Annotated in this window: 21 protein-coding genes and 1 tRNA gene; 8 read left to right on the forward strand and 14 right to left on the reverse strand. The window is 69.8% G+C overall.

The genetic code is table 11. The annotated features are described in order from the left end of the window. Positions 1-2 precede the first annotated feature (2 nt). Positions 3-1,478 carry a trehalose-6-phosphate synthase gene (locus ACFUTX_RS08250; RefSeq protein WP_378862540.1) on the reverse strand — a complete coding sequence of 492 codons (1,476 nt, stop codon included), beginning with the start codon at positions 1,476-1,478 and terminating at the stop codon, positions 3-5. 103 nt (positions 1,479-1,581) lie between these two features. Between ACFUTX_RS08250 and ACFUTX_RS08255 the strand changes: the two genes are divergently transcribed. Continuing rightward, positions 1,582-1,845: a hypothetical protein gene (locus tag ACFUTX_RS08255; RefSeq protein WP_378862543.1), complete on the forward strand. Its 264-nt coding sequence runs from the start codon at positions 1,582-1,584 to the stop codon at positions 1,843-1,845. Here ACFUTX_RS08255 and ACFUTX_RS08260 read toward each other — a convergent pair. Genes ACFUTX_RS08260 through ACFUTX_RS08275 form a run of 4 tightly spaced genes read right to left on the reverse strand, consistent with a single transcriptional unit; the run spans position 1,842 to position 4,927 of the window. Beyond that, positions 1,842-2,288 (reverse strand): GNAT family N-acetyltransferase, encoded by a 447-nt coding sequence (locus ACFUTX_RS08260; protein ID WP_378862546.1) that lies wholly within the window; start codon positions 2,286-2,288, stop codon positions 1,842-1,844. The two genes, ACFUTX_RS08255 and ACFUTX_RS08260, sit on opposite strands and share 4 nt — an antisense overlap. Positions 2,289-2,304: 16 nt before the next feature. Beyond that, on the reverse strand, positions 2,305-3,489 hold the full coding sequence (locus ACFUTX_RS08265; protein WP_378862549.1) for an acetyl-CoA C-acetyltransferase: 1,185 nt from the start codon (positions 3,487-3,489) through the stop codon (positions 2,305-2,307). Beyond that, positions 3,486-4,139 carry a CoA transferase subunit B gene (locus ACFUTX_RS08270; RefSeq protein WP_378862552.1) on the reverse strand — a complete coding sequence of 218 codons (654 nt, stop codon included), beginning with the start codon at positions 4,137-4,139 and terminating at the stop codon, positions 3,486-3,488. Before ACFUTX_RS08270 ends, ACFUTX_RS08265 begins: the two co-directional genes overlap by 4 nt. A gap of 2 nt (positions 4,140-4,141) precedes the next feature. Next, positions 4,142-4,927 carry a CoA transferase subunit A gene (locus tag ACFUTX_RS08275; RefSeq protein ID WP_378862555.1) on the reverse strand — a complete coding sequence of 262 codons (786 nt, stop codon included), beginning with the start codon at positions 4,925-4,927 and terminating at the stop codon, positions 4,142-4,144. A 99-nt stretch (positions 4,928-5,026) separates the two neighbouring features. Here ACFUTX_RS08275 and ACFUTX_RS08280 point away from each other — a divergent pair, with 99 nt between their 5' ends. Continuing rightward, the gene (locus ACFUTX_RS08280) at positions 5,027-5,818 is read left to right on the forward strand and encodes an IclR family transcriptional regulator (protein ID WP_378862559.1); all 792 of its coding nucleotides are present in this window, start codon (positions 5,027-5,029) and stop codon (positions 5,816-5,818) included. Between the two features lie 26 nt (positions 5,819-5,844). On the opposite strand, the gene ACFUTX_RS08285 is transcribed toward ACFUTX_RS08280, so the two are convergent. The 3 genes from ACFUTX_RS08285 to ACFUTX_RS08295 form a co-directional block, all read right to left on the reverse strand. Continuing rightward, positions 5,845-6,789, reverse strand: a complete 945-nt coding sequence (locus ACFUTX_RS08285; RefSeq protein ID WP_378862562.1) for an alpha/beta hydrolase — start codon at positions 6,787-6,789, stop codon at positions 5,845-5,847. After that, positions 6,774-7,526, reverse strand: a complete 753-nt coding sequence (locus tag ACFUTX_RS08290) for a 3-hydroxybutyrate dehydrogenase (protein WP_378862565.1) — start codon at positions 7,524-7,526, stop codon at positions 6,774-6,776. The genes ACFUTX_RS08285 and ACFUTX_RS08290 overlap by 16 nt, the downstream gene beginning before the upstream one ends. 70 nt (positions 7,527-7,596) lie before the next feature. After that, a complete protein-coding gene (locus ACFUTX_RS08295; RefSeq protein ID WP_378862568.1) occupies positions 7,597-8,463 on the reverse strand; it encodes a zinc-ribbon domain-containing protein in 867 nt (288 codons plus the stop codon). Positions 8,464-8,572: 109 nt separating this feature from the next. Between ACFUTX_RS08295 and ACFUTX_RS08300 the strand changes: the two genes are divergently transcribed. Both ACFUTX_RS08300 and ACFUTX_RS08305 read left to right on the forward strand, forming a co-directional pair. Further along, positions 8,573-8,860: a hypothetical protein gene (locus tag ACFUTX_RS08300; RefSeq protein ID WP_378862570.1), complete on the forward strand. Its 288-nt coding sequence runs from the start codon at positions 8,573-8,575 to the stop codon at positions 8,858-8,860. Between the two features lie 33 nt (positions 8,861-8,893). Then, the gene (locus ACFUTX_RS08305) at positions 8,894-9,850 is read left to right on the forward strand and encodes a methyltransferase (RefSeq protein ID WP_378862572.1); all 957 of its coding nucleotides are present in this window, start codon (positions 8,894-8,896) and stop codon (positions 9,848-9,850) included. On the opposite strand, the gene ACFUTX_RS08310 is transcribed toward ACFUTX_RS08305, so the two are convergent. Then, positions 9,829-9,904, reverse strand: a tRNA-Lys gene (locus ACFUTX_RS08310). The two genes, ACFUTX_RS08305 and ACFUTX_RS08310, sit on opposite strands and share 22 nt — an antisense overlap. 93 nt (positions 9,905-9,997) lie before the next feature. On the opposite strand from ACFUTX_RS08310, the gene ACFUTX_RS08315 reads away from it, so the two are divergent. The 4 genes from ACFUTX_RS08315 (at position 9,998) to ACFUTX_RS08330 (ending at position 13,237) form a co-directional block, all read left to right on the forward strand. Next, the gene (locus tag ACFUTX_RS08315) at positions 9,998-10,825 is read left to right on the forward strand and encodes an inositol monophosphatase family protein (RefSeq protein ID WP_378862574.1); all 828 of its coding nucleotides are present in this window, start codon (positions 9,998-10,000) and stop codon (positions 10,823-10,825) included. Between the two features lie 94 nt (positions 10,826-10,919). Beyond that, positions 10,920-11,465 (forward strand): hypothetical protein, encoded by a 546-nt coding sequence (locus ACFUTX_RS08320; protein WP_378862577.1) that lies wholly within the window; start codon positions 10,920-10,922, stop codon positions 11,463-11,465. Positions 11,466-11,613: 148 nt separating this feature from the next. Then, positions 11,614-12,726, forward strand: a complete 1,113-nt coding sequence (locus ACFUTX_RS08325) for a YihY/virulence factor BrkB family protein (protein WP_378862580.1) — start codon at positions 11,614-11,616, stop codon at positions 12,724-12,726. 4 nt (positions 12,727-12,730) lie between these two features. Continuing rightward, positions 12,731-13,237 carry a DUF2231 domain-containing protein gene (locus ACFUTX_RS08330; protein ID WP_378862583.1) on the forward strand — a complete coding sequence of 169 codons (507 nt, stop codon included), beginning with the start codon at positions 12,731-12,733 and terminating at the stop codon, positions 13,235-13,237. Here ACFUTX_RS08330 and ACFUTX_RS08335 read toward each other — a convergent pair. The 5 genes from ACFUTX_RS08335 to ctaD form a co-directional block, all read right to left on the reverse strand. Continuing rightward, on the reverse strand, positions 13,216-14,181 hold the full coding sequence (locus tag ACFUTX_RS08335; RefSeq protein ID WP_378862586.1) for an SDR family NAD(P)-dependent oxidoreductase: 966 nt from the start codon (positions 14,179-14,181) through the stop codon (positions 13,216-13,218). The genes ACFUTX_RS08330 and ACFUTX_RS08335 overlap by 22 nt on opposite strands. Beyond that, positions 14,178-14,435, reverse strand: a complete 258-nt coding sequence (locus ACFUTX_RS08340; RefSeq protein WP_378862589.1) for a hypothetical protein — start codon at positions 14,433-14,435, stop codon at positions 14,178-14,180. Before ACFUTX_RS08340 ends, ACFUTX_RS08335 begins: the two co-directional genes overlap by 4 nt. 56 nt (positions 14,436-14,491) lie before the next feature. After that, the gene (locus ACFUTX_RS08345; protein ID WP_378862592.1) at positions 14,492-15,949 is read right to left on the reverse strand and encodes a phytoene desaturase family protein; all 1,458 of its coding nucleotides are present in this window, start codon (positions 15,947-15,949) and stop codon (positions 14,492-14,494) included. Positions 15,950-15,966: 17 nt separating this feature from the next. Then, positions 15,967-16,470: an SRPBCC family protein gene (locus tag ACFUTX_RS08350; RefSeq protein WP_378862595.1), complete on the reverse strand. Its 504-nt coding sequence runs from the start codon at positions 16,468-16,470 to the stop codon at positions 15,967-15,969. Between the two features lie 134 nt (positions 16,471-16,604). Next, a complete protein-coding gene (gene ctaD, locus ACFUTX_RS08355) occupies positions 16,605-18,317 on the reverse strand; it encodes a cytochrome c oxidase subunit I (protein ID WP_378862890.1) in 1,713 nt (570 codons plus the stop codon). Between the last annotated feature and the right edge of the window lie 238 nt (positions 18,318-18,555).

Raw genomic sequence — 18,555 nt, forward strand, 5'->3', positions numbered from 1 at the left:
GGTCACGCCGTGACCGCCTCGGCGTCGCGGCTCTCGCGCGCCGACCGGGCCTGCTCGAGCGCGGCGAGGAAGGACCGCGACCATCGTGCGACGTCGTACTCCATCACGCGTTTGCGGAGGGCTCGCATGCGACGGCCCTGTTCGGCCGGTGGCATGTCGATCGCCCGCATGATGGCGTCCTTCATGCCGTCGATGTCGTGAGGGTTGATGCGTACGGCGCTCGGCAGCTCGTCGGCGGCACCGGCGAATTCGCTGAGCACGAGGACGCCGCGGTTGTCGACCCGTGCCGCCACGTACTCCTTCGCGACGAGGTTCATGCCGTCTCGGAGGGCCGTCACCAGCATCACGTCGGCCGCCAGGAACAGCGCCACCATCTCTTCGCGAGGGTAGGCCTGATGCAGGTAGCGGATGGCGGTGTGGCCCATCGTGTCGTAGTCGCCGTTGATGCGGCCCACGGTCAGTTCGATCTCGTCGCGGAGCTGCACGTAGGCCTCGACCCGCTCGCGGCTCGGACTCGCCACCTGCACGAGGGTGACGTCGTCGACCGAGACACGTCCGTCCGCGAGGAGCTCGCCGAAGGCCTTCAGCCGGTGGCGGATGCCTTTCGTGTAGTCCAGCCGGTCGACGCCGAGGAGGATCTTCCGCGGGTTGCCCAGCTCGGCACGGATTTCGGCGGCACGAGCGCGGATCTCCGGGCGCTGCGCCAGCTCGACATAGGACGCCGCGTCGATCGAGATCGGGAACGCCTTGGCGAGGGCTGTGCGCGTCGAGCCGTCCGGATTGGGCACCGAGATCCCCGTCGCCTTCGTGTCGAATCGCAGCACCCGCCGCACCGCCCGGGCGAAGTTGCCCGCATCGGCGACCCGCTGGAAGCCGATCACATCGGCCCCGAGCAGTCCCTCGAGCACCTGCCTGCGCCACGGCAGCTGCGAGTAGAGGCCGTATGCCGGGAAGGGAATGTGGTGGAAGTACCCGATGGTGAGGTCGGGCCGCGCTTCCCGAAGCATGCGCGGCACCAGCTGCAGCTGGTAATCCTGCACCCACACGGTGGCGCCCTCGGCGGCCACGGCGGCGGCCGCATCGGCGAAGCGCCGATTCACCCGCTCATAGGTGTCCCACCAGACGCGGCGGTATCGCGGCTCGGCGATCACGTCGTGATACAGGGGCCAGAACGTGTCGTTCGACATGCCCTCGTAGTACTTCTCGATCTCTTCGGACGACAGCGACACCGGAACCAGATGGGTGCCTTCGAACTCGAACGGCTCGACCTCGATGTCGGGCTGACCCGGCCACCCGATCCACGCCCCGTCCGCCCGCCGCATGACGGGCTCGAGCGCCGTGACGAGGCCCCCGGGCGAGCGCCGCCACGTCTCCTCCCCCGATGCGTCGACGACGCGGTCGACGGGAAGACGATTGGCGACGACCACGAGATCAGCCTGGTTCACACGAGCTCCTGACGGTGGCGGGGGAAGAGGCATCCTCAGGGTAGCGCCACCGTCCGAGCCGCCTGCCCCGGTTGACGCAGCCCCCGCTTACTGTCAAGGGGCGACGGTGCGGGATGCCTCGCGCTACCGTGGGCCCATGCGAAAGTACCTCTTCGGCACCGGCCTCCTCACCGCGTTCACCGGCGGGCTGACCCTGCTGAGGGGGATGCGCGAGGACGCGCCGTTCACCTGGCGGTCGGCGCTTGCGTGGATCAGCTGGGGTATCTCGCTCGCCCTCGCGATCGGCGCGATCATCGACATCCAGCGGGCGGCCCGCGGCGAGACCATCGCGGCCGATTCGCCGATCCACGGGCAGGAGCAGAAGCTTCAGCGCAACCGCCTGCGGCGCGAGCGCAGCTAGGGCTGCAGCTCGATCTCGTAGTGGACGAAGCCGGTCGACGTCGCCACCCGGTCGTAGAGCGAGCGCGCGGTCGCATTGTCGTCCGCCGTGAGCCAGTACACCTTGGTGGCGCCGAAGACGCGGGCCCAGTCCCGGACATGCCCGATGAGCGACTCCCCCACTCCCTGCCCTCGCGCCTCGGGAGCGACGAAGAGGTCCTCCAGATAGCAGTACACCTTGGTCGTCCACGTGGCGGGGTGCGTGAGCCAGTGCACGAGCCCGATCGGGTGCCCCTGCTCGTCGCGCGCCAGGGCGCCGTGGATGTGATCGTCGGCGAGGATCCGCTGGAAGGTCGACTCCGACACCTCGGCGGGCACGTCGGACTCGTAGAACGTCAGGTAGCCCTGCCAGAGCGCGTCCCACGCGGGGCGATCGTCGGCCGTGATGGGAGAGATCGTGGTCACCCCGCGACTGTACCGCTCAGCGCGTCAGGATGAGCGCATCCCCCTGACCGCCTCCGCCACAGAGAGCGACCGCCGCCGTCCCTCCGCCCCGTCGCACGAGCTCGTGCACGGCATGCACCACCAGCCTGTTGCCGGACGCGCCGATCGGGTGCCCGATGGCGATCCCGCCACCGTGCGGGTTGACCACATCGTCCGACAGACCCAGCTCGGCCTGCGATCGCGCCACGACCGCCCCGAACGCCTCGTTGATCTCGACCAGGTCGAGGTCGCCGGCGGTGATCCGCTGCTTCCTCAGGGCCTTCTCGATCGCGCGGGCCGGCTGCGAGTGGAGGGAGTTGTCAGGACCCGCGACCTGTCCCGACGCCCCGACCACCGCGAGCACCTGCCAGCCGTTCTCGTCGGCGTGGGAGCGGCTGGTCAGCACGACCGCTGACGCGCCGTCCGAGATCTGCGACGAGTTCCCGGCCGTGATCGACCCGCCCTCGGCGAACGCCGGGCGCAACCCGGCGAGCGTCTCCACGGTCGTGTCGGGACGCACACCCTCGTCCTTCGTCACGACGACGGGGTCGCCCTTGCGCTGCGGGATCTCGACCGCGACGATCTCGGCGTCGAAGATGCCGTCGGCCTGCGCGGCGGCAGCGCGCTGGTGCGAGCGCGCGGCGACGGCATCCTGTGCCTCGCGGGTGATCTCGAGTCGTCCGTTGTGGCGCTCCGTCGACGCCCCCATGCTCTCGCGGTCGAACGCGTCCGTCAGCCCGTCGTACGCCATGTGGTCGAGCACCTCGATCGACCCGTAGGTCCATCCGTCGCGGGAACCCATCAGGAGGTGAGGGGCGCGTGTCATCGACTCCATGCCCGCCGCCACGACGACGGCCGCGTCGCCCGCCGCGATCATGCGGGCACCGTCGATGATCGCTGTGAGCCCCGAGAGGCAGACCTTGTTGACCGAGCCGGCGTGCACGTCCCAGCCGATCCCGGCGCCGATGGCGGCCTGACGTGCGGGGTTCTGTCCGGAACCCGCCGGCAGCACCTGCCCGACGAGTACGGCGTCGACCGCTTCGGCAGGGATCCCGCCCTTGTCGAGGGCACCGCGGATGGCCGCGCTTCCCAGCTGGACCGCCGTGAGCGGGGCGAGCTGCCCCTTCAGCCGACCCTGCGGCGTGCGGGCGGCGGCGACGATCACGACGTCGTCGTGGTTCATGACTTCTCCTTCAGGTGCTCCGAGACGATCAGCGCGGGCTCGGTCGCGGCGACCACCTCGTCGACGGTCACGCCGGGCGCGAGCTCGACGAGCACCAGACCATCCTCCGTCACATCGACGACGGCGAGGTCGGTGATGACGCGGTCGACGACGCCTCGGCCGGTGAGCGGCAGGGAGCAGCGGTCGACGATCTTGGGAGAGCCGTCCTTGGCGACGTGCTCCATCAGCACGATCACTTTCGCGGCGCCGTGCACCAGGTCCATGGCGCCGCCCGGTCCCTTGACCATCTTCCCGGGGATCATCCAGTTCGCCAGGTCGCCGGTGGCCGACACCTGCATCGCCCCCAGGATGGCGGCGTCGATCTTGCCGCCGCGGATCATGCCGAAGCTGGTGGCGGAGTCGAAGAACGCGGCACCGGGGAGCGTCGTCACCGTCTCCTTGCCGGCGTTGATGAGGTCGGGATCGACAGCGTCCTCGCTCGGGTAGGGCCCCACCCCGAGAATGCCGTTCTCCGACTGGAGGACGACGGTGACGCCCTCGGGGACGTGGTTCGGCACGAGGGTCGGCAGGCCGATCCCGAGGTTGACGTACGCGCCGTCGGTCAGTTCCCGGGCCGCCCGGGCGGCCATCTCGAGTCGGGTGAGGGCCACGATCACATTCCTTCCCGTGCCGCCGGCGTCGACACCGTACGACGCTCGATCCGCTTCTCGATGTCGGTGCCCACCTCGACGATGCGGTGGACGTAGATGCCGGGGAGGTGCACCTGGTCGGGGTCGAGCTCCCCCGGCTCGACCAGTTCCTCCACCTGCGCGATGCAGACGCGGCCGGCCATGGCGGCGAGCGGGTTGAAGTTGCGGGCGGACTTGTTGAAGACGAGGTTCCCGTGCCGGTCGCCGCGGAGGGCGTGCACGAGCGAGAAGTCCGTGACGATGGCCTCCTCGAGCACGTACTCGCGAGCGGTACCGGCCACGTCGAAGACCCGCACATCCTTCGCCGGTGAGGCGACGGCCACGCCACCGGCACCGTCGTACTTCTGCGGCAGTCCGCCGTCGGCCACCTGCGTCCCCACGCCGGTCTGCGTGTAGAAGGCGGCGATTCCGGACCCGCCCGCTCGCAGCTTCTCCGCGAGGGTTCCCTGCGGCGTCAGCTCGAGTTCAAGCTCACCGGAGAGGAATTGGCGCTCGAACTCCTTGTTCTCGCCCACGTACGAGGACGTCATCTTGCGGATGCGCTTCGCGTCGAGCAGGATCCCGAGCCCCCAGTCGTCGACGCCGCAGTTGTTGCTGACGATGCTGAGATCCCTCGTCCCCTGGGCCAGCAGGGCTTCGATGAGGGCGATCGGATTGCCCGAGAGCCCGAAGCCGCCGACGGCCAGCGACGCTCCGTCCGGGATGTCGCCGACAGCCTCGGCTGCCGACGCCCACGTCTTGTCGATCACATGCGCTCCTTCGCTGCAGAGTTCCATCCTGCGCGCGAGGCGACGAGCGGGCATCTTCGTGTTTGCGATGTGGAGGCCGCGGGGCGTACTGTCCACATCGTGGACAACGGGGCGAAGCGTCAGCAGGTCGCGGGCACGCAGTCCGTCGCGCGTGCCGCGCACCTTCTCCGACTGGTCACGTCGGCGGGCGACGATGGAATGCCGGTGGCCGAGCTCGCCCGGCGCGCCGACCTCACGCGTCCCACCGCCCACCGGCTGCTCTCCGCGCTCCGGCACGAGGGCCTGGTCGACCAGGACGACCGGACGGGCAGATGGATGCCGGGACCCGAGTTGTACCTCATGGGCTCGGTCGCGGCATCCCGTTACGACATCACCGGCATCGCACGCGACATCGTGCGCTCGCTCGCCGTGCGCACCGAAGAGAGCGCGTTCCTCTCGGTGCGCCGCGGGGACGAGACGGTGTGCCTGCTGCGCGAGGAGGGGAGCTTCCCCATCCGGTCGTTCGTCCTCTCGGAGGGCGTGCGGTTCCCGCTGGGCGTGGCATCGGCGGGGCTCGCCATCCTTGCGTTCCTTCCTCCCCACGATGTGGACGCCTATTTCGAGCGCCACCCCGGCCTGGACCGCGAGTGGGGCGCGTCGCATCGAGAGGCCCGACTGCGCAGTCGCCTGCGAGAGACCACGGAGCGCGGATACGCGGTGAATCCCGGACTGATCGTCGAGGGGAGCTGGGGCGTCGGCGCGGCCGTCTTCACCCGGGAGGGTCACCCCCAGTGGGCGCTGAGCCTGACGGGCGTCGAGTTCCGCTTCAGCCCGGAACGCCTCCCCGAGCTCGGCCGGACGCTCCTCGCGCACGCGCACCAGCTCACGACGCGCATCGCCGCCACCCGCTGACCAGGCAACGCCTCCCGCATGGAGCGTCAGCGAACGGCCGCGGCGTCGAGTTCCTCGCGGACGGCCCGGGCCACGGCATCCGCTCCCTCAGCCCCCATGACGATCGTGTAGTGATTGACCCCCGCGATCCGCTCGTGCCGGATCGACGGGTACTCCGCGAGCAGCTTCTCGAGATGAACGGGAGCGTACAGACCGGGCTCCTCGTCCTGCAGGCCGCGGGGCGCGGTGAGGAGGCGAGCCGGATGCCGCAGCCCCGCGAGCGCGTCGGGCAGGGTCTGGCCCGCCGTGAGGTCGCGAGTGTCCTCCGCAGTGACCTCATAGCTCGTGGCCGGCCGGAAGCCACCCTCCCCGTCGCCCACGAGGTCGTATCGGAGGTATCGCTCGAGTTCCGGGGTCCAGGCGCCCTGGAAGGCCGGATGGCCGCGCCAGAACTCGAGATACTCGTCGTCGCCCGCGAACCGCATCGACAGTCGCGCCGCCGTCGGTCCGAGGATGCCGGCCACGAGCTGATCGGTGTCCAGTCCCGGGGGCACGTCCAGCGGCAATCCGCCGTCCACGAGCACGAGTCTCGAGACGCGATCAGGATGCCGGTGGGCGAACACGAGTGCGACGAAGGCCCCCATCGAGTGCCCGACGACGGGCGTGCGCTCGATGTCAAGACTGTCGAGCACGGCGGCCAGGTCGTCCGCGTGGGCCGACAGCCCGGCAGGACCCTGGACGCGGCGACTCACGCCGCGACCGCGCAGGTCGGGTGCCACCGCCCGTACGCCGGGGAGCCGCTCCACGACGAACGGCCACGCGAGGTGCGACGACGTCACACCGTGGACGAGCAGTACGTCGGGCACTGCGTCCGCCGGAGGCGGCACAGGATCCCATACCCCGACGCGCAGATCCCCGCCTTGCACGGGCACGTCGACGGCGCGATAGGCGTGGGCGGCGAGCTTGGCCGGCCCGGTCACCGGGCGGTCCATCCGCCGTCCATCGTGTAGGAAGCGCCGGTGACCATGCCGGCCCGGTCGGAGGCGAGCCAGCCGGCGAGCGACGCGACCTCGTCAGGCTCGATGAGGCGCTTGATCGCCGTTTCGGTGAGCATGATCTTCTCCACCACGTCGCCCTCGGGGATGCCGTGCACCCGTGCCTGGTCGGCGATCTGCTTCTCGACGAGCGGCGTGCGGACGTACGCGGGGTTGATGCAGTTGCTCGTGACGCCGTGCGCCGCCCCTTCGAGCGCGGTGACCTTCGACAGCCCTTCGAGCCCGTGCTTGGCGGCGACGTACGCCGACTTGAAGGGGCTGGCCCGCAGTCCGTGGGCGCTGGAGATGTTGACGACGCGGCCCCACCCGCGCTCGTACATCGCCGGCAGCGCGGCGCGGATGAGCAGGAAGGGCGATTCCAGCATGAGCCGGAGCATCAGCCGGAAGGTGTCCGGATCGACCTCGGTCAGCGGACTCACCCGCTGGATACCGGCGTTGTTGACGAGGATGTCGACGTCGAGGCGGAGGTCGTCGAGCGCCGTCGTGTCGGCGAGATCGACGGCCCACGGTTCTCCGGAGACCGCCGCCGCCGCCTCGGCCGCAGCATCCGCATTCACATCCGCGACGATGACGTGGGCGCCGCGCGCTGCGAACTCGCGCGCGCACGCCAGCCCGATGCCGCTCGCTCCCCCGGTCACCAGCGCGCGTCTGCCGACGAGGTCGCGTTCGGTCATCTTCTGCCCTTCGATCGTCTGACTCCACGAAATGTAGGCAGGGGGGCGATGTGCGGTCAAGCGTCGCGGATCAGGTGAGGTAGGCGTCCACCATGAGGGGGCCCCGGATGTCGCGCAGCACGTCGATGAGCCTTGTAAGGCTTCGACGGCTCATCGTCGACAGCTGGAGGTCGTGCGGTCCGAGCTTCTCGAGCCGCCCCGTGCGGATGCGCACGACCTCCCAGCCGACCGCTCGGAGCGCGCGGTCCTTTCGCCGGTCGGCCTCCTCGCGCTTGCCGACGTGCTCCAGGCCATGCCGGCCGGTGCTGTCGTACTCGATCGCCACCCGAAGCTCGGGCAGCAGGATGTCGGGCCACACCTCGAGGTGATCGAAGAACGGGCGACCGACCCGCACCGCCGTGAATCCCGCCGTGACGTCGAGGCGGGCGAACAGATCGGCGCGCAGCTGCGCCTCCACCGCGGACGCGGGACGCGGGGCGCAGGCGCTGACGAACGGCTCGCCGGGCGGAAGCTCGGGTGTCTTGGGGCAGATTCGCCGAGGCCGTTTCGCCGGACGCGGGGGCGCCGCTGGTACTGCGACGGCGATCGGCGCGCCGGCACGGGGCACCGCCGCTGCCACGCCCCGACGGCCGCCGGTGGCGAGAACGGCGCATTCGGGGCACCACGACGAGCGTCGCCGCTCCCTGCCCGGGCGTGCGCGCTGCTCGGAGGGTGTCGCGGCGAAGGTATGCCCGGCCTCGCACTGCCACAGCAGCAGCACGTCGGCCGCGGGCGGGATCTGAGTGAGCGCGATACCCGCGTTGAGATCGGGATGATACTGCCGGATCAGCACAGGATAAGGTGCCCACGCCTCGCGATACGTGCCCACCTCGTATGGCACCTCCCGCCCGCGCGAGAAGCGCCGGCGCGCCCACCACAGCTCGATCCTCTCCGCCATACGCGCACGCTAGCGCCGACCACCCCCATGGTCGCGCGAGGCCGGAACGTCTAGAACATAGATTCGACACTTGCTACGCTTGTCGCACGGCCGGGGAAAGGACCGGCGAGTGGGCGCACGGGGTGACTGGCATCCGATCCTCGCGGCGGTCGAGGGTCCCACCGGCGTCTGGCGCATGGTGGATCCCGACGGCAAGCAGTACGGCGCCATCGAGATCCGCCGTGTGATGAACGGAACACAGGCGCGCTACAAGGCGATGTGGCGTGGCGACGTCATCGGGTGGTCGACGACTCTGCGCGAAGCGTGCGAGCGCGTTCACAAGGCCTACCTGGCAGCGCACGGCCCGGGCGGCCGGCCGATGGCCGATTGGGGCGCCGAGTCGTGGCGCGCCCCGTGATCGAGGCCGGCTCGGCTCTGGGAGGCTGGACCGGTGACCACGGCCTTGTCGACGCTGCTGTCTCCCGCCCCGCTCGCTCGGACCTACTTCGCAGCACAGGCGCTGGCCGGGTCGATCTGGTGGCTGGGCGTTTTCGCCGTCCCGTTCGTGCGCACGGCGACGCTGGGGTCCCTCGACCCCGTCACCCTCGCGGTCCTCGATGTCCCACTTTTCGTCGTCACCTCCGCTCTCGCCGCCGTCCCCGCACGGTGGGGCCGCGTGGCGGCACTGGCGGCTACGGCATGGACGTGCGCCGTGACGGTCTTCCTGGTCGGCTACGCCACCCTTACGGGCGAGGCGGGGTGGGGGGTCGTGCTGATGGCGGCAGCGGCAATCGTGTCGACAGGCGCGACGTGCCTGCTGTGGTGGGGACGCATCCCCACCGAGTGGGCGCTGGCCGGGCCGTTCGCCTTCCGGCCCGCCCGCTCACGACGCGGTTCCGCGGGGCACATGGCCGTCACACTTGCGCAGATCGTGGTGTTCTGGGGGCTCTTTCTCGGGCTCATCCCGCTCGCACTGCAGGCCCTTGAGAGCCGCTGGGGTCTGTCGGCGGAGTTCCCGTGGGCGATCCGGGTGCTCGGAGGCGTCGTGCTCATCCTCGCCAGTGCACTCGGGCTATGGTCCGCCTTCGCGATGTCGGTGCATGGCGACGGCACGCCCCTTCCAGCTTCGATGGCCAACCGTCTGGTGGTTTCCGGGCCGTATCGCTTCGTCCGCAACCCCATGGCCGTGGCGGGGTGTGCGCAGGGCGCCGCGGTCGGACTGTTGATGTCCTCGTGGCTCGTCGTGGTCTATGCCGTGCTCGGCTCGCTGCTGTGGAACTACGCCGTGCGACCCCTCGAAGAGGCCGATCTGGAGCAGAGATTCGGCGATGAGTTCCTGCGGTACCGGGACGCGGTGCGATGCTGGGTGCCGAGGCTACAGAGATATGGTGCACCCCCAGGGACTTGAACCCTGAACCCACTGATTAAGAGTCAGTTGCTCTGCCGATTGAGCTAGAGGTGCGTGATCCGGACGAGCCGAACCGAGCGTCAACGTTACCATCACGATTGCGTCACCGGAAATCGGCGCCGCCTCCCGCCGGATATCCTGGAGCGCGTGACCTCCCCCTCGCCCACGCCGCATTTCGACGCGCCGTACGAGGGCGACCTGCGGGCCGATCTCGACCTGGCGCTGCGGTTGGCGGATGCCGCGGACGCGGCGTCGATGAGCCGGTTCGACGCTCCGGATCTCGAGGTCGACACCAAGGCCGACGACACCCACGTCACCGAGGCGGATCTCGCCACCGAACGGGCGATCCGCGCCGTGCTGGAAGCGGAGCGGCCCGACGACGGCGTCTTCGGCGAGGAGTTCGGCATCAGCGGCGACTCGCGGCGTCAGTGGGTCATCGACCCGATCGACGGCACCGCGAACTACCTCAAGGGCATCCCCATGTGGACGACGCTGATCGCCCTGGTGATCGATGACGTCCCACGAGTGGGGGTCGCCAGTCAGCCCGCGATCGGGCGCCGCTGGTGGGCGGCGACCGGGCTGGGCGCGTGGACGAACACGCCCTCGGGCGAGCCGAAGCGGCTGGCCGCGTCATCCGTCGACAGCATCGCCGAGTCGAGCGTCAGCTTCCAGAGCATGGCGCAGTGGCGAGAGGCGGGCCACCTCGACGCCCTCGAACGCCTGACGTCCGCAGTGTGGCGTGATCGCGGCTACGGCGACGCCTGGCCGTACATGCTGCTCGCCGAGGGCCGGCTGGAGTTCGTCGCCGAGTTCGGCGTGAAGGAGTACGACGTCGCCGCGCTCGTGCCGATCGTCACGGAGGCGGGCGGGCGCTTCACGTCCTTCGACGGCCACGATTCCATCTCGGAACGGTCGTCGCTGGCCACCAACCGGGTTCTGCACGACGCTTTCCTCGACCTGCTCCATTCCCGCTGACCTTCCGACCACCAGGAATCACCTCCCCCAGCCCCCTTCCCCCGGAGACCGCTCGATGTTCCCCCGACGACACCGAATCGGCGCCGCGCTCCTCTTGGCACTGACCACCACCGCACTGGCGACGGCATGCGCGGCCGAAGCACCGCCCGCAGCCCAGCCCACCGAGACCGTCGCGGGCACCCCGACTCCCGCCGCGCCGGAGCCGACCCCGTCTTCCGAGCCCGAGCCGCCCGAGGGCGAGCCCACGTGCGACACGCTGATCGGCGCGGCCGTGGTCGCCGACTTCGAGAGCGTCGGGTGGTCGTCGCAGGCCGAAGCGTTCTACCTCGGCGACGTCGAGCTCGCGAACGGCATCCAGTGCGTGTGGGCGGACTTCGACGGCCCGGCCGGCGACCACCTGCAGCTGTTCGGCTGGGCGCCCATCACCCCTGACCAGGCTGCCGAAGCGCAGGCGACGCTGGTGTCGCAGGGCTGGGTGCGTGAGGAATCCGCCGAAGGCGTGTACATCACCGAGCCGAAAGAGACCACCATCGCCACGGATGACGAGGGGTACGGCATGACGTATCTGTTCGCCGAGGACTGGGTGAAGCTCGCCGACACCAAGCAGGGTCTGCTGCTGATCGAGTGGCCACAGGTCTGACCTGATCCCCCGCGCGGCGCGGCCGCCGTCCGGCGCATTGCCACAGCTTCCGGGGTCACCGCAACCCCCGCCCGGATAACGGTGATCCGGCGTTTGACTGGGTGCTCGCACTCAGCGCGCACAGCGCCCGCCCCCCTGGGAGCACAGGATGACCGACGTCAGGAACAAGCAACGCACCGACGAGAACGCGCCCGACCCGGAAGACCCCGACAAGCCGGATTCACCCGGTGAGATCGAGAAGCGGTCATGGAAGTACGTCCTCGGCAAGACCCTCCGGGAGTTCTCGGCTGACGAATGCACCGACCTCGCGGCCGCGTTGACGTACTACGGTGTGCTGTCGTTCTTCCCGGGGCTGATCGCGGTCTTCTCGCTCCTCGGGCTCTTCGGGCAGGGGCAGGGCGCCGCGGACACGATCCTCGGGATCGTGGAGTCCGTCGCCCCCGGCGAGACCGCTGCCGCACTCCGCGGCCCGATCGAGCAGGTCGCCTCGTCCCCGGCGGCGGGATTCGCGTTCGTCACCGGTCTGCTGCTCGCGATCTGGTCGGCGTCCGGGTATGTCGGGGCCTTCGGTCGTGCGATGAACCGGATCTACGAGATCGAGGAGGGCCGGCCGTTCTGGAAGCTGCGGCCCGTGCTTCTGCTGGTGACCGTCATCACCGTCATCCTCATCACGGCGGCGCTGACGATCCTCGTCATCAGCGGTCCGATCGCAGACGCCGTGGGTCGGGCGCTCGGCGTCGGCGAGGTGGTGACGACCATCTGGAACATCGCGAAGTGGCCGCTGCTGGCCTTCATCGTCGTGCTGATCCTGGCGATCCTGTACTACGCCACCCCGAACGCCAAGCAGCCGAAGTTCCGGTGGATCAGCCTGGGTGCGCTCGTCGCCATCGTCGTGCTCGCCGTCGCCACCGCCGGCTTCGCGCTCTACGTCGCGAACTTCTCCAACTACGACCGCACCTACGGCTCGCTCGCCGGAGTGGTCGTGTTCCTGCTGTGGCTCTGGATAGCGAACCTCGCGCTTCTCTTCGGCGCAGAGTTCGACGCGGAGCTCGAGCGCGGCCGTCAGCTGCAGGCCGGAATTGAGGCGGAGGAGACGATCCAGCTGCCCGCTCGCGACACCCGCAAGATCGAGAAGGCCGAGGCCAAGGAGAAGAAGGACATCGAGGAGGGCCGCCGCATCCGCGAGCAGCACGACGACGATGACCCCGACTCGACGGCTTCCGCCGCGAAGAATGATCGACCCGCCGCCAAGGAGAAGTGACGACATGGAAGAACGCACCGCCCAGTACCGGGCCAAGCACCCGCGCTCGATCGTTGCCGGCCCGTACGGGCACCCGTTCCACCCGATCCTCGTCACCATCCCCATCGGGACCTGGGTGGCCAGCCTCGTGTTCGACATCATCGGATTCATCGCCGAGGATCCGGAACCGTACGTCGTCGCGGCGCGGGTGCTGATCCTGATCGGGATCATCGGTGCGGCCGTGGCCGCCGTCGTCGGCTTCCTCGACTACCGCCAGCTCGTCAAAGGCACCGCCGCGCATCGCACGGCCACGGTGCACATGGCGCTCAACCTCGGCGTCATCGCGGTGTTCATCGTGAATCTCCTGGTGCGGTGGTCGGCGGAGGACGACGAGGTCAGCGTCTTCGGCTTCATTCTCAGCCTGCTCGCGCTGGCGGCGCTGGGTCTGTCCGGATGGCTCGGCGGGAAGCTGTCCTACCACTACGGCGTGCGCGTCGCCGACGAGCAGACTCAGTCCGAGGGCTTCCGCTGACTCCAGGCGGTCAGGCCGCTGACGGCGGCGAGAACAACGGCGGCGAACAGCATCCGCTGGCCGGGTGAACGCCAGCCGCCGGTCGTGGGCGATGCCTCGGCCGGCGGCTCGAACACGGTGCCGTCGGTGAGCTCGGCATCGGCGTCCCGCAGTTCCAGAGTGCTCTTCGCGGCAGACGTGACGACGTCGTACACCGGCGGCGCGGCCCGGTGGAGCGGGATCACGCTGCGCTGCGCCTGGCCGACGGAGGTGGCGAAACGACGGCGGCGCGGTGCCTTGATGATCGCCCGCGCGACTCTCGCGGGCGAGGACGCCGGCGGGAGCGGATGAACGCGTCGACCGGTGAAGTTGGCCGCGTGCTGGTAGATGGGGGTGTCGACGGTCGCGGGCAGGATGATGCGGACCCGGATGCCTCGTTCCCCGCGCAGCTCCTGGCGCAGGACCTCCGCGAACCCGAGCAGGCCCCACTTGCTGGTGATGTAGGGCGAGATGTCGCGGGAGCTGACGCGTGAGTACAGCGAACCGACCAGCACCAGCGTGCCGCTGCCCTGACGTCGGAAGTAGGGCAGCACCGCGCGGGCGCCGTGCACCTGCCCCATCAGGTTCGTCTCGATGACCTGCCGGAACACCCGCTCGGGTGTCCGCTCGAACGCGCCGTAGCTGAAGACGCCCGCGTTTCCGACCCATACGTCGATGCGGCCGAACTCGGCCGCCGCGCACGCGGCGAGCGCTCGCACGTCGCCTTCCCGGGTGACGTCCGTGGGCACGGCGCTCACCTGCGCGCCGAGCTCGCGGCACTCCGCCGCGACGGTCTCGAGCGCCGAGCGGCTGCGGGAGGCCAGCACGAGCCTCGCGCCGCGGCGGGCATAGCGGCGCGCCGTCTCGCGTCCGATGCCGCTCGACGCGCCGGTGATCACCACCACGGGCGCGGCACGCGAGGTCATGCCCCGCGACCCGGCAGGTTCAGGTCTTCGGGGTCGACCTCGACGTCGCCGACATCGTCGGGACCGCCGGTGCCCGGCACCACCTTGATGTCCTCGACGGCGATGTCGTCGTCGAGAGCCTCGGGCAGCGGGTCCTCCTGCTTGCGCCGCGTCTCGGTCTCGCTGGCGGGGCTGTAGCTCATGTCCTTGCGCAGCGACTCCTGCTCGGAGAGGTTGGCGCTGTCGTCGCTCTGGCTCTTGTCGTCGGGGTTCATGGCTCGACGCTACGAAGCGACCCGGGGATTCCCCGCCCCCTTGACATCGCCGTCTCTCAGCCCCCGGGGCTGAGGTCGGGCAGCGCCCTCGTGCCGTACTCGTGGCGGAGCGCACTGCGGGCCGCGAACCACCCGGCCAATCCGTGCACTCCCGGCCCGGGCGGCACCGATGCCGACGCGAGGTAGACCCCGGGGATCGGCGTACGCCATGGATCGGTGCTCAGCACGGGGCGACGCACCATCTGCCAGAGGGTGGGGGCTCCCGCGGCGATGTCTCCGCCCGGGTAGTTCGGATTGTGGCGCTCGACCTCGACGGCGCTGCGCGAGTTCACGGCGAGGATCGTGTCGCGGAAGCCGGGAGCGAACCGCTCGATCTGTGCGATGACCGCTTCGGCCCGGTCGTCGGCGCTCCCGGCGGGGACGTGCGTGTACGTCCACAGCGTGTGCTGCCCCTCGGGCGCGCGGGTGGCGTCGAAGATGGTCGGCTGCGACACCAGCACGTAGGGGCGGTCGGGCAGCTGACCGCGGTTGACGTCGTTCTCGGCATCCATCACCTCCGCCCTGGTGCCGCCCACGTGCACGGTGCCGGCGCGCCGCACCTCGGGATTCGCCCACGGAACGGGCTCACTCAGCGCAAAGTCGATCTTCGCGACGCCCCCGCCGTAGCGGAACTTCTCGAGCGCGCGTCGGTACCCCGCCGGGACGAGGTCTCCGCCCATCTCCGCAAGGGCGCGAGGCGTGACATCGAGAACGGTGACGGGCGTGCGAGGGAGTTCATGAAGGGTGGAGACCGGATGCCCCAGCACGACGTCTCCGCCGTGGGCGCGGAGGTCGTCGATCATGGCGTCAACGATGGCCTGGCTGCCCCCGACCGGGATGGGCCAGCCACGGGCATGCGCGTAGGCGCCGAGCGCGAGACCGGCACCGGCCGCGGCGACGCTGGGCTGGGCGAGGATGGTGTGCGCGGCGACGCCGGTGAGGAGGGCGGGCGCGACGTCTTCGCGGAAGCGGAGGTTCCAGGCCGGGCTTCCCTGCTCGAGGGCACGGAGTCCGAACGACACGGCTGTCGCCGGGTCGGCGGGGATCCGCAGCAGCGACGAGCCGGTGAACTCGGCGACCTCGGTGGACCGGCGGACCAGGGGCGCCATGAGCCGGGCGTAGGCCTCGCCGTCGCGACCCAGCGCTTCGGCAGTGCGGTCGAGGTCGAGGTACGCGAGGCCTGCGCGTCCGCCGTCCAGCGGCTGGGCGAACGACAAATCCGGGATGACGAAGTCGACACGGTCGCGGAGGCCGAATTCGCGGAAGAACCGCGACTCGAACGCGAGAGGGTGCACCGCGGAGCACACGTCGTGACGGAAGCCCGGCAGGGTGAGTTCTCGCGTCGCCGCTCCCCCGCCGGCCTGATCGGCCCGCTCGTACACCCGCACCTTCAGTCCGGCCCGCGCGAGCGTGACTGCGGCTGCGAGGCCGTTGGGTCCCGCTCCGACGACGACGGCATCGAGATCGGTGTCCATCGATCCGGCCCTCCCGCTCACGTGCCCTGGGCGCTCTCGCCGCTCGCCGCCATCTCGCGGTCGGCCGTGCTCGCGCCGGCCGGGTGCACCGCCGTCCCCTCAGCAAGGTACGCCAATCGGTGCAACGTCTCGGTGTTACGCCAGTGCAGGAGCACATCCATGAGGGGTTCGGGCACGAAACGACCGGGTCCGGCGACCGCCTCTTCCTGGATGCGGACGACGCAGCCGTCGCCTCGAGGCTTGACGTCGATCGTGACGCGCGCCTCGCCGATCGGCCACCCGCGGGCCCGCATCACCATGCGACGCGGCGGGTCGTACGCCTCGACCACGGTCTTGTCGTCGATGAGAGCCGGCCAGACCCCGAAGGAGTGGTGAAGTTCGGAGCCGGCCGCGGGCCAGTCGTCGCCGACTTCGCGCATGCGGGAGGCCCCCACCACCCAAGAGGGGTACAGCCAGCCGTCGGACAGCACCCGGAAGACGTCCTGCGGTGTGCACCGCAGCACCCTCACGTTTCGGGACATCCGATCGCCTCCCTCGGTCGCTTCCCCACGACGCTATGCGACAGCGGGTCTGCGGCCGAGGCTCTTGCGCAACACAGCGGTGCTGTGGTTCACGGGGCCCCGCGAGCTGTGCGACGTGGCGTCGTCCGGCGGTGCTACGTGACCTCTCCCGAACCGGCGTCCACCGTCGGGGCCTGCGGAGCGTCCTTCGCGGGGCCGACGCCCACCGGAAGCCCGGCCTCGGGGTGGTTGAGGTCGAACGCGGGCCGCTCGCTGCGGATGCGCGGGATCGACGTGAAGTTATGCCGCGGCGCGGGGCACGCGGTCGCCCACTCGAGGGAGGCGCCGTACCCCCACGGGTCGTTCACCGTTACGCGGGGCGCCTTCCGAGCCGTCACCCACACGTTCAGCAGGAACGGGATCATCGACGCGCCGAGAAGCATGGCCCCGACGGTGGAGATCTGGTTCTGCCAGGTGAACTGATCCTGGCCGGAGTAGTCGGCGTAGCGTCGCGGCATCCCCTCCACGCCCAGCCAGTGCTGGATCAGGAAGGTGAGATGGAAGCCGATGAACAGCATCCAGAAGTGCACGTAGCCGAGCCGCTCGTTCAACATCTTCCCGGTCCACTTCGGCCACCAGAAGTAGAAGCCCGCGAACATCGCGAACACCACCGTGCCGAACACCACGTAGTGGAAGTGCGCGACCACGAAATAGGTGTCGGAGATGTGGAAGTCCAAGGGGGGCGACGCGAGGATCACGCCCGTGAGCCCGCCGAACACGAACGTCACGAGGAATCCCAGTGACCACAGCATCGGGGTCTCGAACGTCACGGAGCCTCGCCACATCGTGCCGATCCAGTTGAAGATCTTCACCCCTGTCGGCACCGCGATCAGCATCGTCATCAACGCGAAGAACGGCAGCAGCACCGCTCCGGTGACGTACATGTGGTGTGCCCACACCGCGACCGAGTAGGCCGCGATGGCGATCGTCGCGTACACGAGCGTCTTGTAGCCGAAGATCGGCTTGCGGCTGAACACCGGGAAGACTTCCGACACGATGCCGAAGAACGGCAGCGCGATGATGTAGACCTCGGGGTGACCGAAGAACCAGAACAGGTGCTGCCACAGCAGCACACCGCCGTTCTGCGGGTCGAAGATGTGAGCCTCCAGGATCCGGTCGGCCGCCGCCGCGAACAGCGCCGCCGCCAGCACCGGGAAGGCCATGAGCACCAGGATGCTGGTGACCAGGGTGTTCCAGGTGAAGATCGGCATGCGCCACATCGTCATGCCCGGAGCCCGGAGTGTGACGATCGTCGTGATGAAGTTCACGGCACCGAGGATCGTCCCGAAGCCGCTCATCCCGAGCCCGACGAACCACAGGTTTCCGCCGACGCCCGGCTGGAAGGCGTTGTCGGCCAGGGGCTGGTACGCCGTCCATCCGAATCCGGGAGCACCCTGAGGCCCGAGGAATCCCGACACGGCGATGGTCGAGCCGAACAGGAAGAGCCAGAACGACAGTGCGTTCAACCGCGGGAACGCGACATCCGGAGCACCGATCTGCAGCGGCATGATCGCGTTCGCGAACCCCGCGAACAGCGGCGTCGCGAACATCAGCAGCATGATCGTGCCGTGCATCGTGAACAGCTGGTTGTACTGCTCGCGGGTGGGCACGAGTTGCATGCCGGGCTCGAAGAGTTCCGCGCGGATGATCAGCGCCATCACGCCGCCGAGCAGGAAGAACATGACCGACGAGATCAGGTACAGGTAGCCGATCGTCTTGTGGTCCGTCGAGGTGATCCACCGCACGACGATGTTCCCGCGCTGCTCGGTGCGCGTGGCGTGCAGGAGCGCCGCCTGCCGCGGCGGCAGCGTGGTGGGGCGTCCGCTCGGCTTCGCCTGGGTGCTCGTCACAGCGTCTCCTCCGTTCACCCGGGAAACCGCGCGCCGACGCGTCCGGCTCCGGGAAGTCGCCTGACGTTAGGCGGGGCGGACCGCCCCGTTTGAGGGGGTTGTCACCCGACAGCGCGACCGGTATAACTCCGGGTCGGGCGCCCGGCCCCCGTCGGGCGCGCAGCGGGGGTTCGCGCGAAAACGGCCGATCGAATAG

Origin of the sequence: Microbacterium sp. NPDC057407, assembly GCF_042803895.1 — a bacterium.
Taxonomy (GTDB): Bacteria; Actinomycetota; Actinomycetes; order Actinomycetales; family Microbacteriaceae; genus Microbacterium.

Bases quoted from the DNA above. Each gene is read 5' to 3' on its own strand.
- ACFUTX_RS08265 (WP_378862549.1), bottom strand. From the start codon at position 3,489: ATGAACCACGACGACGTCGTGATCGTCGCCGCCGCCCGCACGCCGCAG.
- ACFUTX_RS08325 (WP_378862580.1), top strand. From the start codon at position 11,614: ATGACCGACGTCAGGAACAAGCAACGCACCGACGAGAACGCGCCCGAC.
- ACFUTX_RS08295 (WP_378862568.1), bottom strand. From the start codon at position 8,463: ATGGCGGAGAGGATCGAGCTGTGGTGGGCGCGCCGGCGCTTCTCGCGC.
- ACFUTX_RS08290 (WP_378862565.1), bottom strand. From the start codon at position 7,526: ATGACCGAACGCGACCTCGTCGGCAGACGCGCGCTGGTGACCGGGGGA.
- ACFUTX_RS08330 (WP_378862583.1), top strand. From the start codon at position 12,731: ATGGAAGAACGCACCGCCCAGTACCGGGCCAAGCACCCGCGCTCGATC.
- ACFUTX_RS08345 (WP_378862592.1), bottom strand. From the start codon at position 15,949: ATGGACACCGATCTCGATGCCGTCGTCGTCGGAGCGGGACCCAACGGC.
- ACFUTX_RS08335 (WP_378862586.1), bottom strand. From the start codon at position 14,181: ATGACCTCGCGTGCCGCGCCCGTGGTGGTGATCACCGGCGCGTCGAGC.
- ACFUTX_RS08285 (WP_378862562.1), bottom strand. From the start codon at position 6,789: ATGGACCGCCCGGTGACCGGGCCGGCCAAGCTCGCCGCCCACGCCTAT.
- ACFUTX_RS08250 (WP_378862540.1), bottom strand. From the start codon at position 1,478: ATGCCTCTTCCCCCGCCACCGTCAGGAGCTCGTGTGAACCAGGCTGAT.
- ACFUTX_RS08255 (WP_378862543.1), top strand. From the start codon at position 1,582: ATGCGAAAGTACCTCTTCGGCACCGGCCTCCTCACCGCGTTCACCGGC.
- ACFUTX_RS08350 (WP_378862595.1), bottom strand. From the start codon at position 16,470: ATGTCCCGAAACGTGAGGGTGCTGCGGTGCACACCGCAGGACGTCTTC.
- ACFUTX_RS08340 (WP_378862589.1), bottom strand. From the start codon at position 14,435: ATGAACCCCGACGACAAGAGCCAGAGCGACGACAGCGCCAACCTCTCC.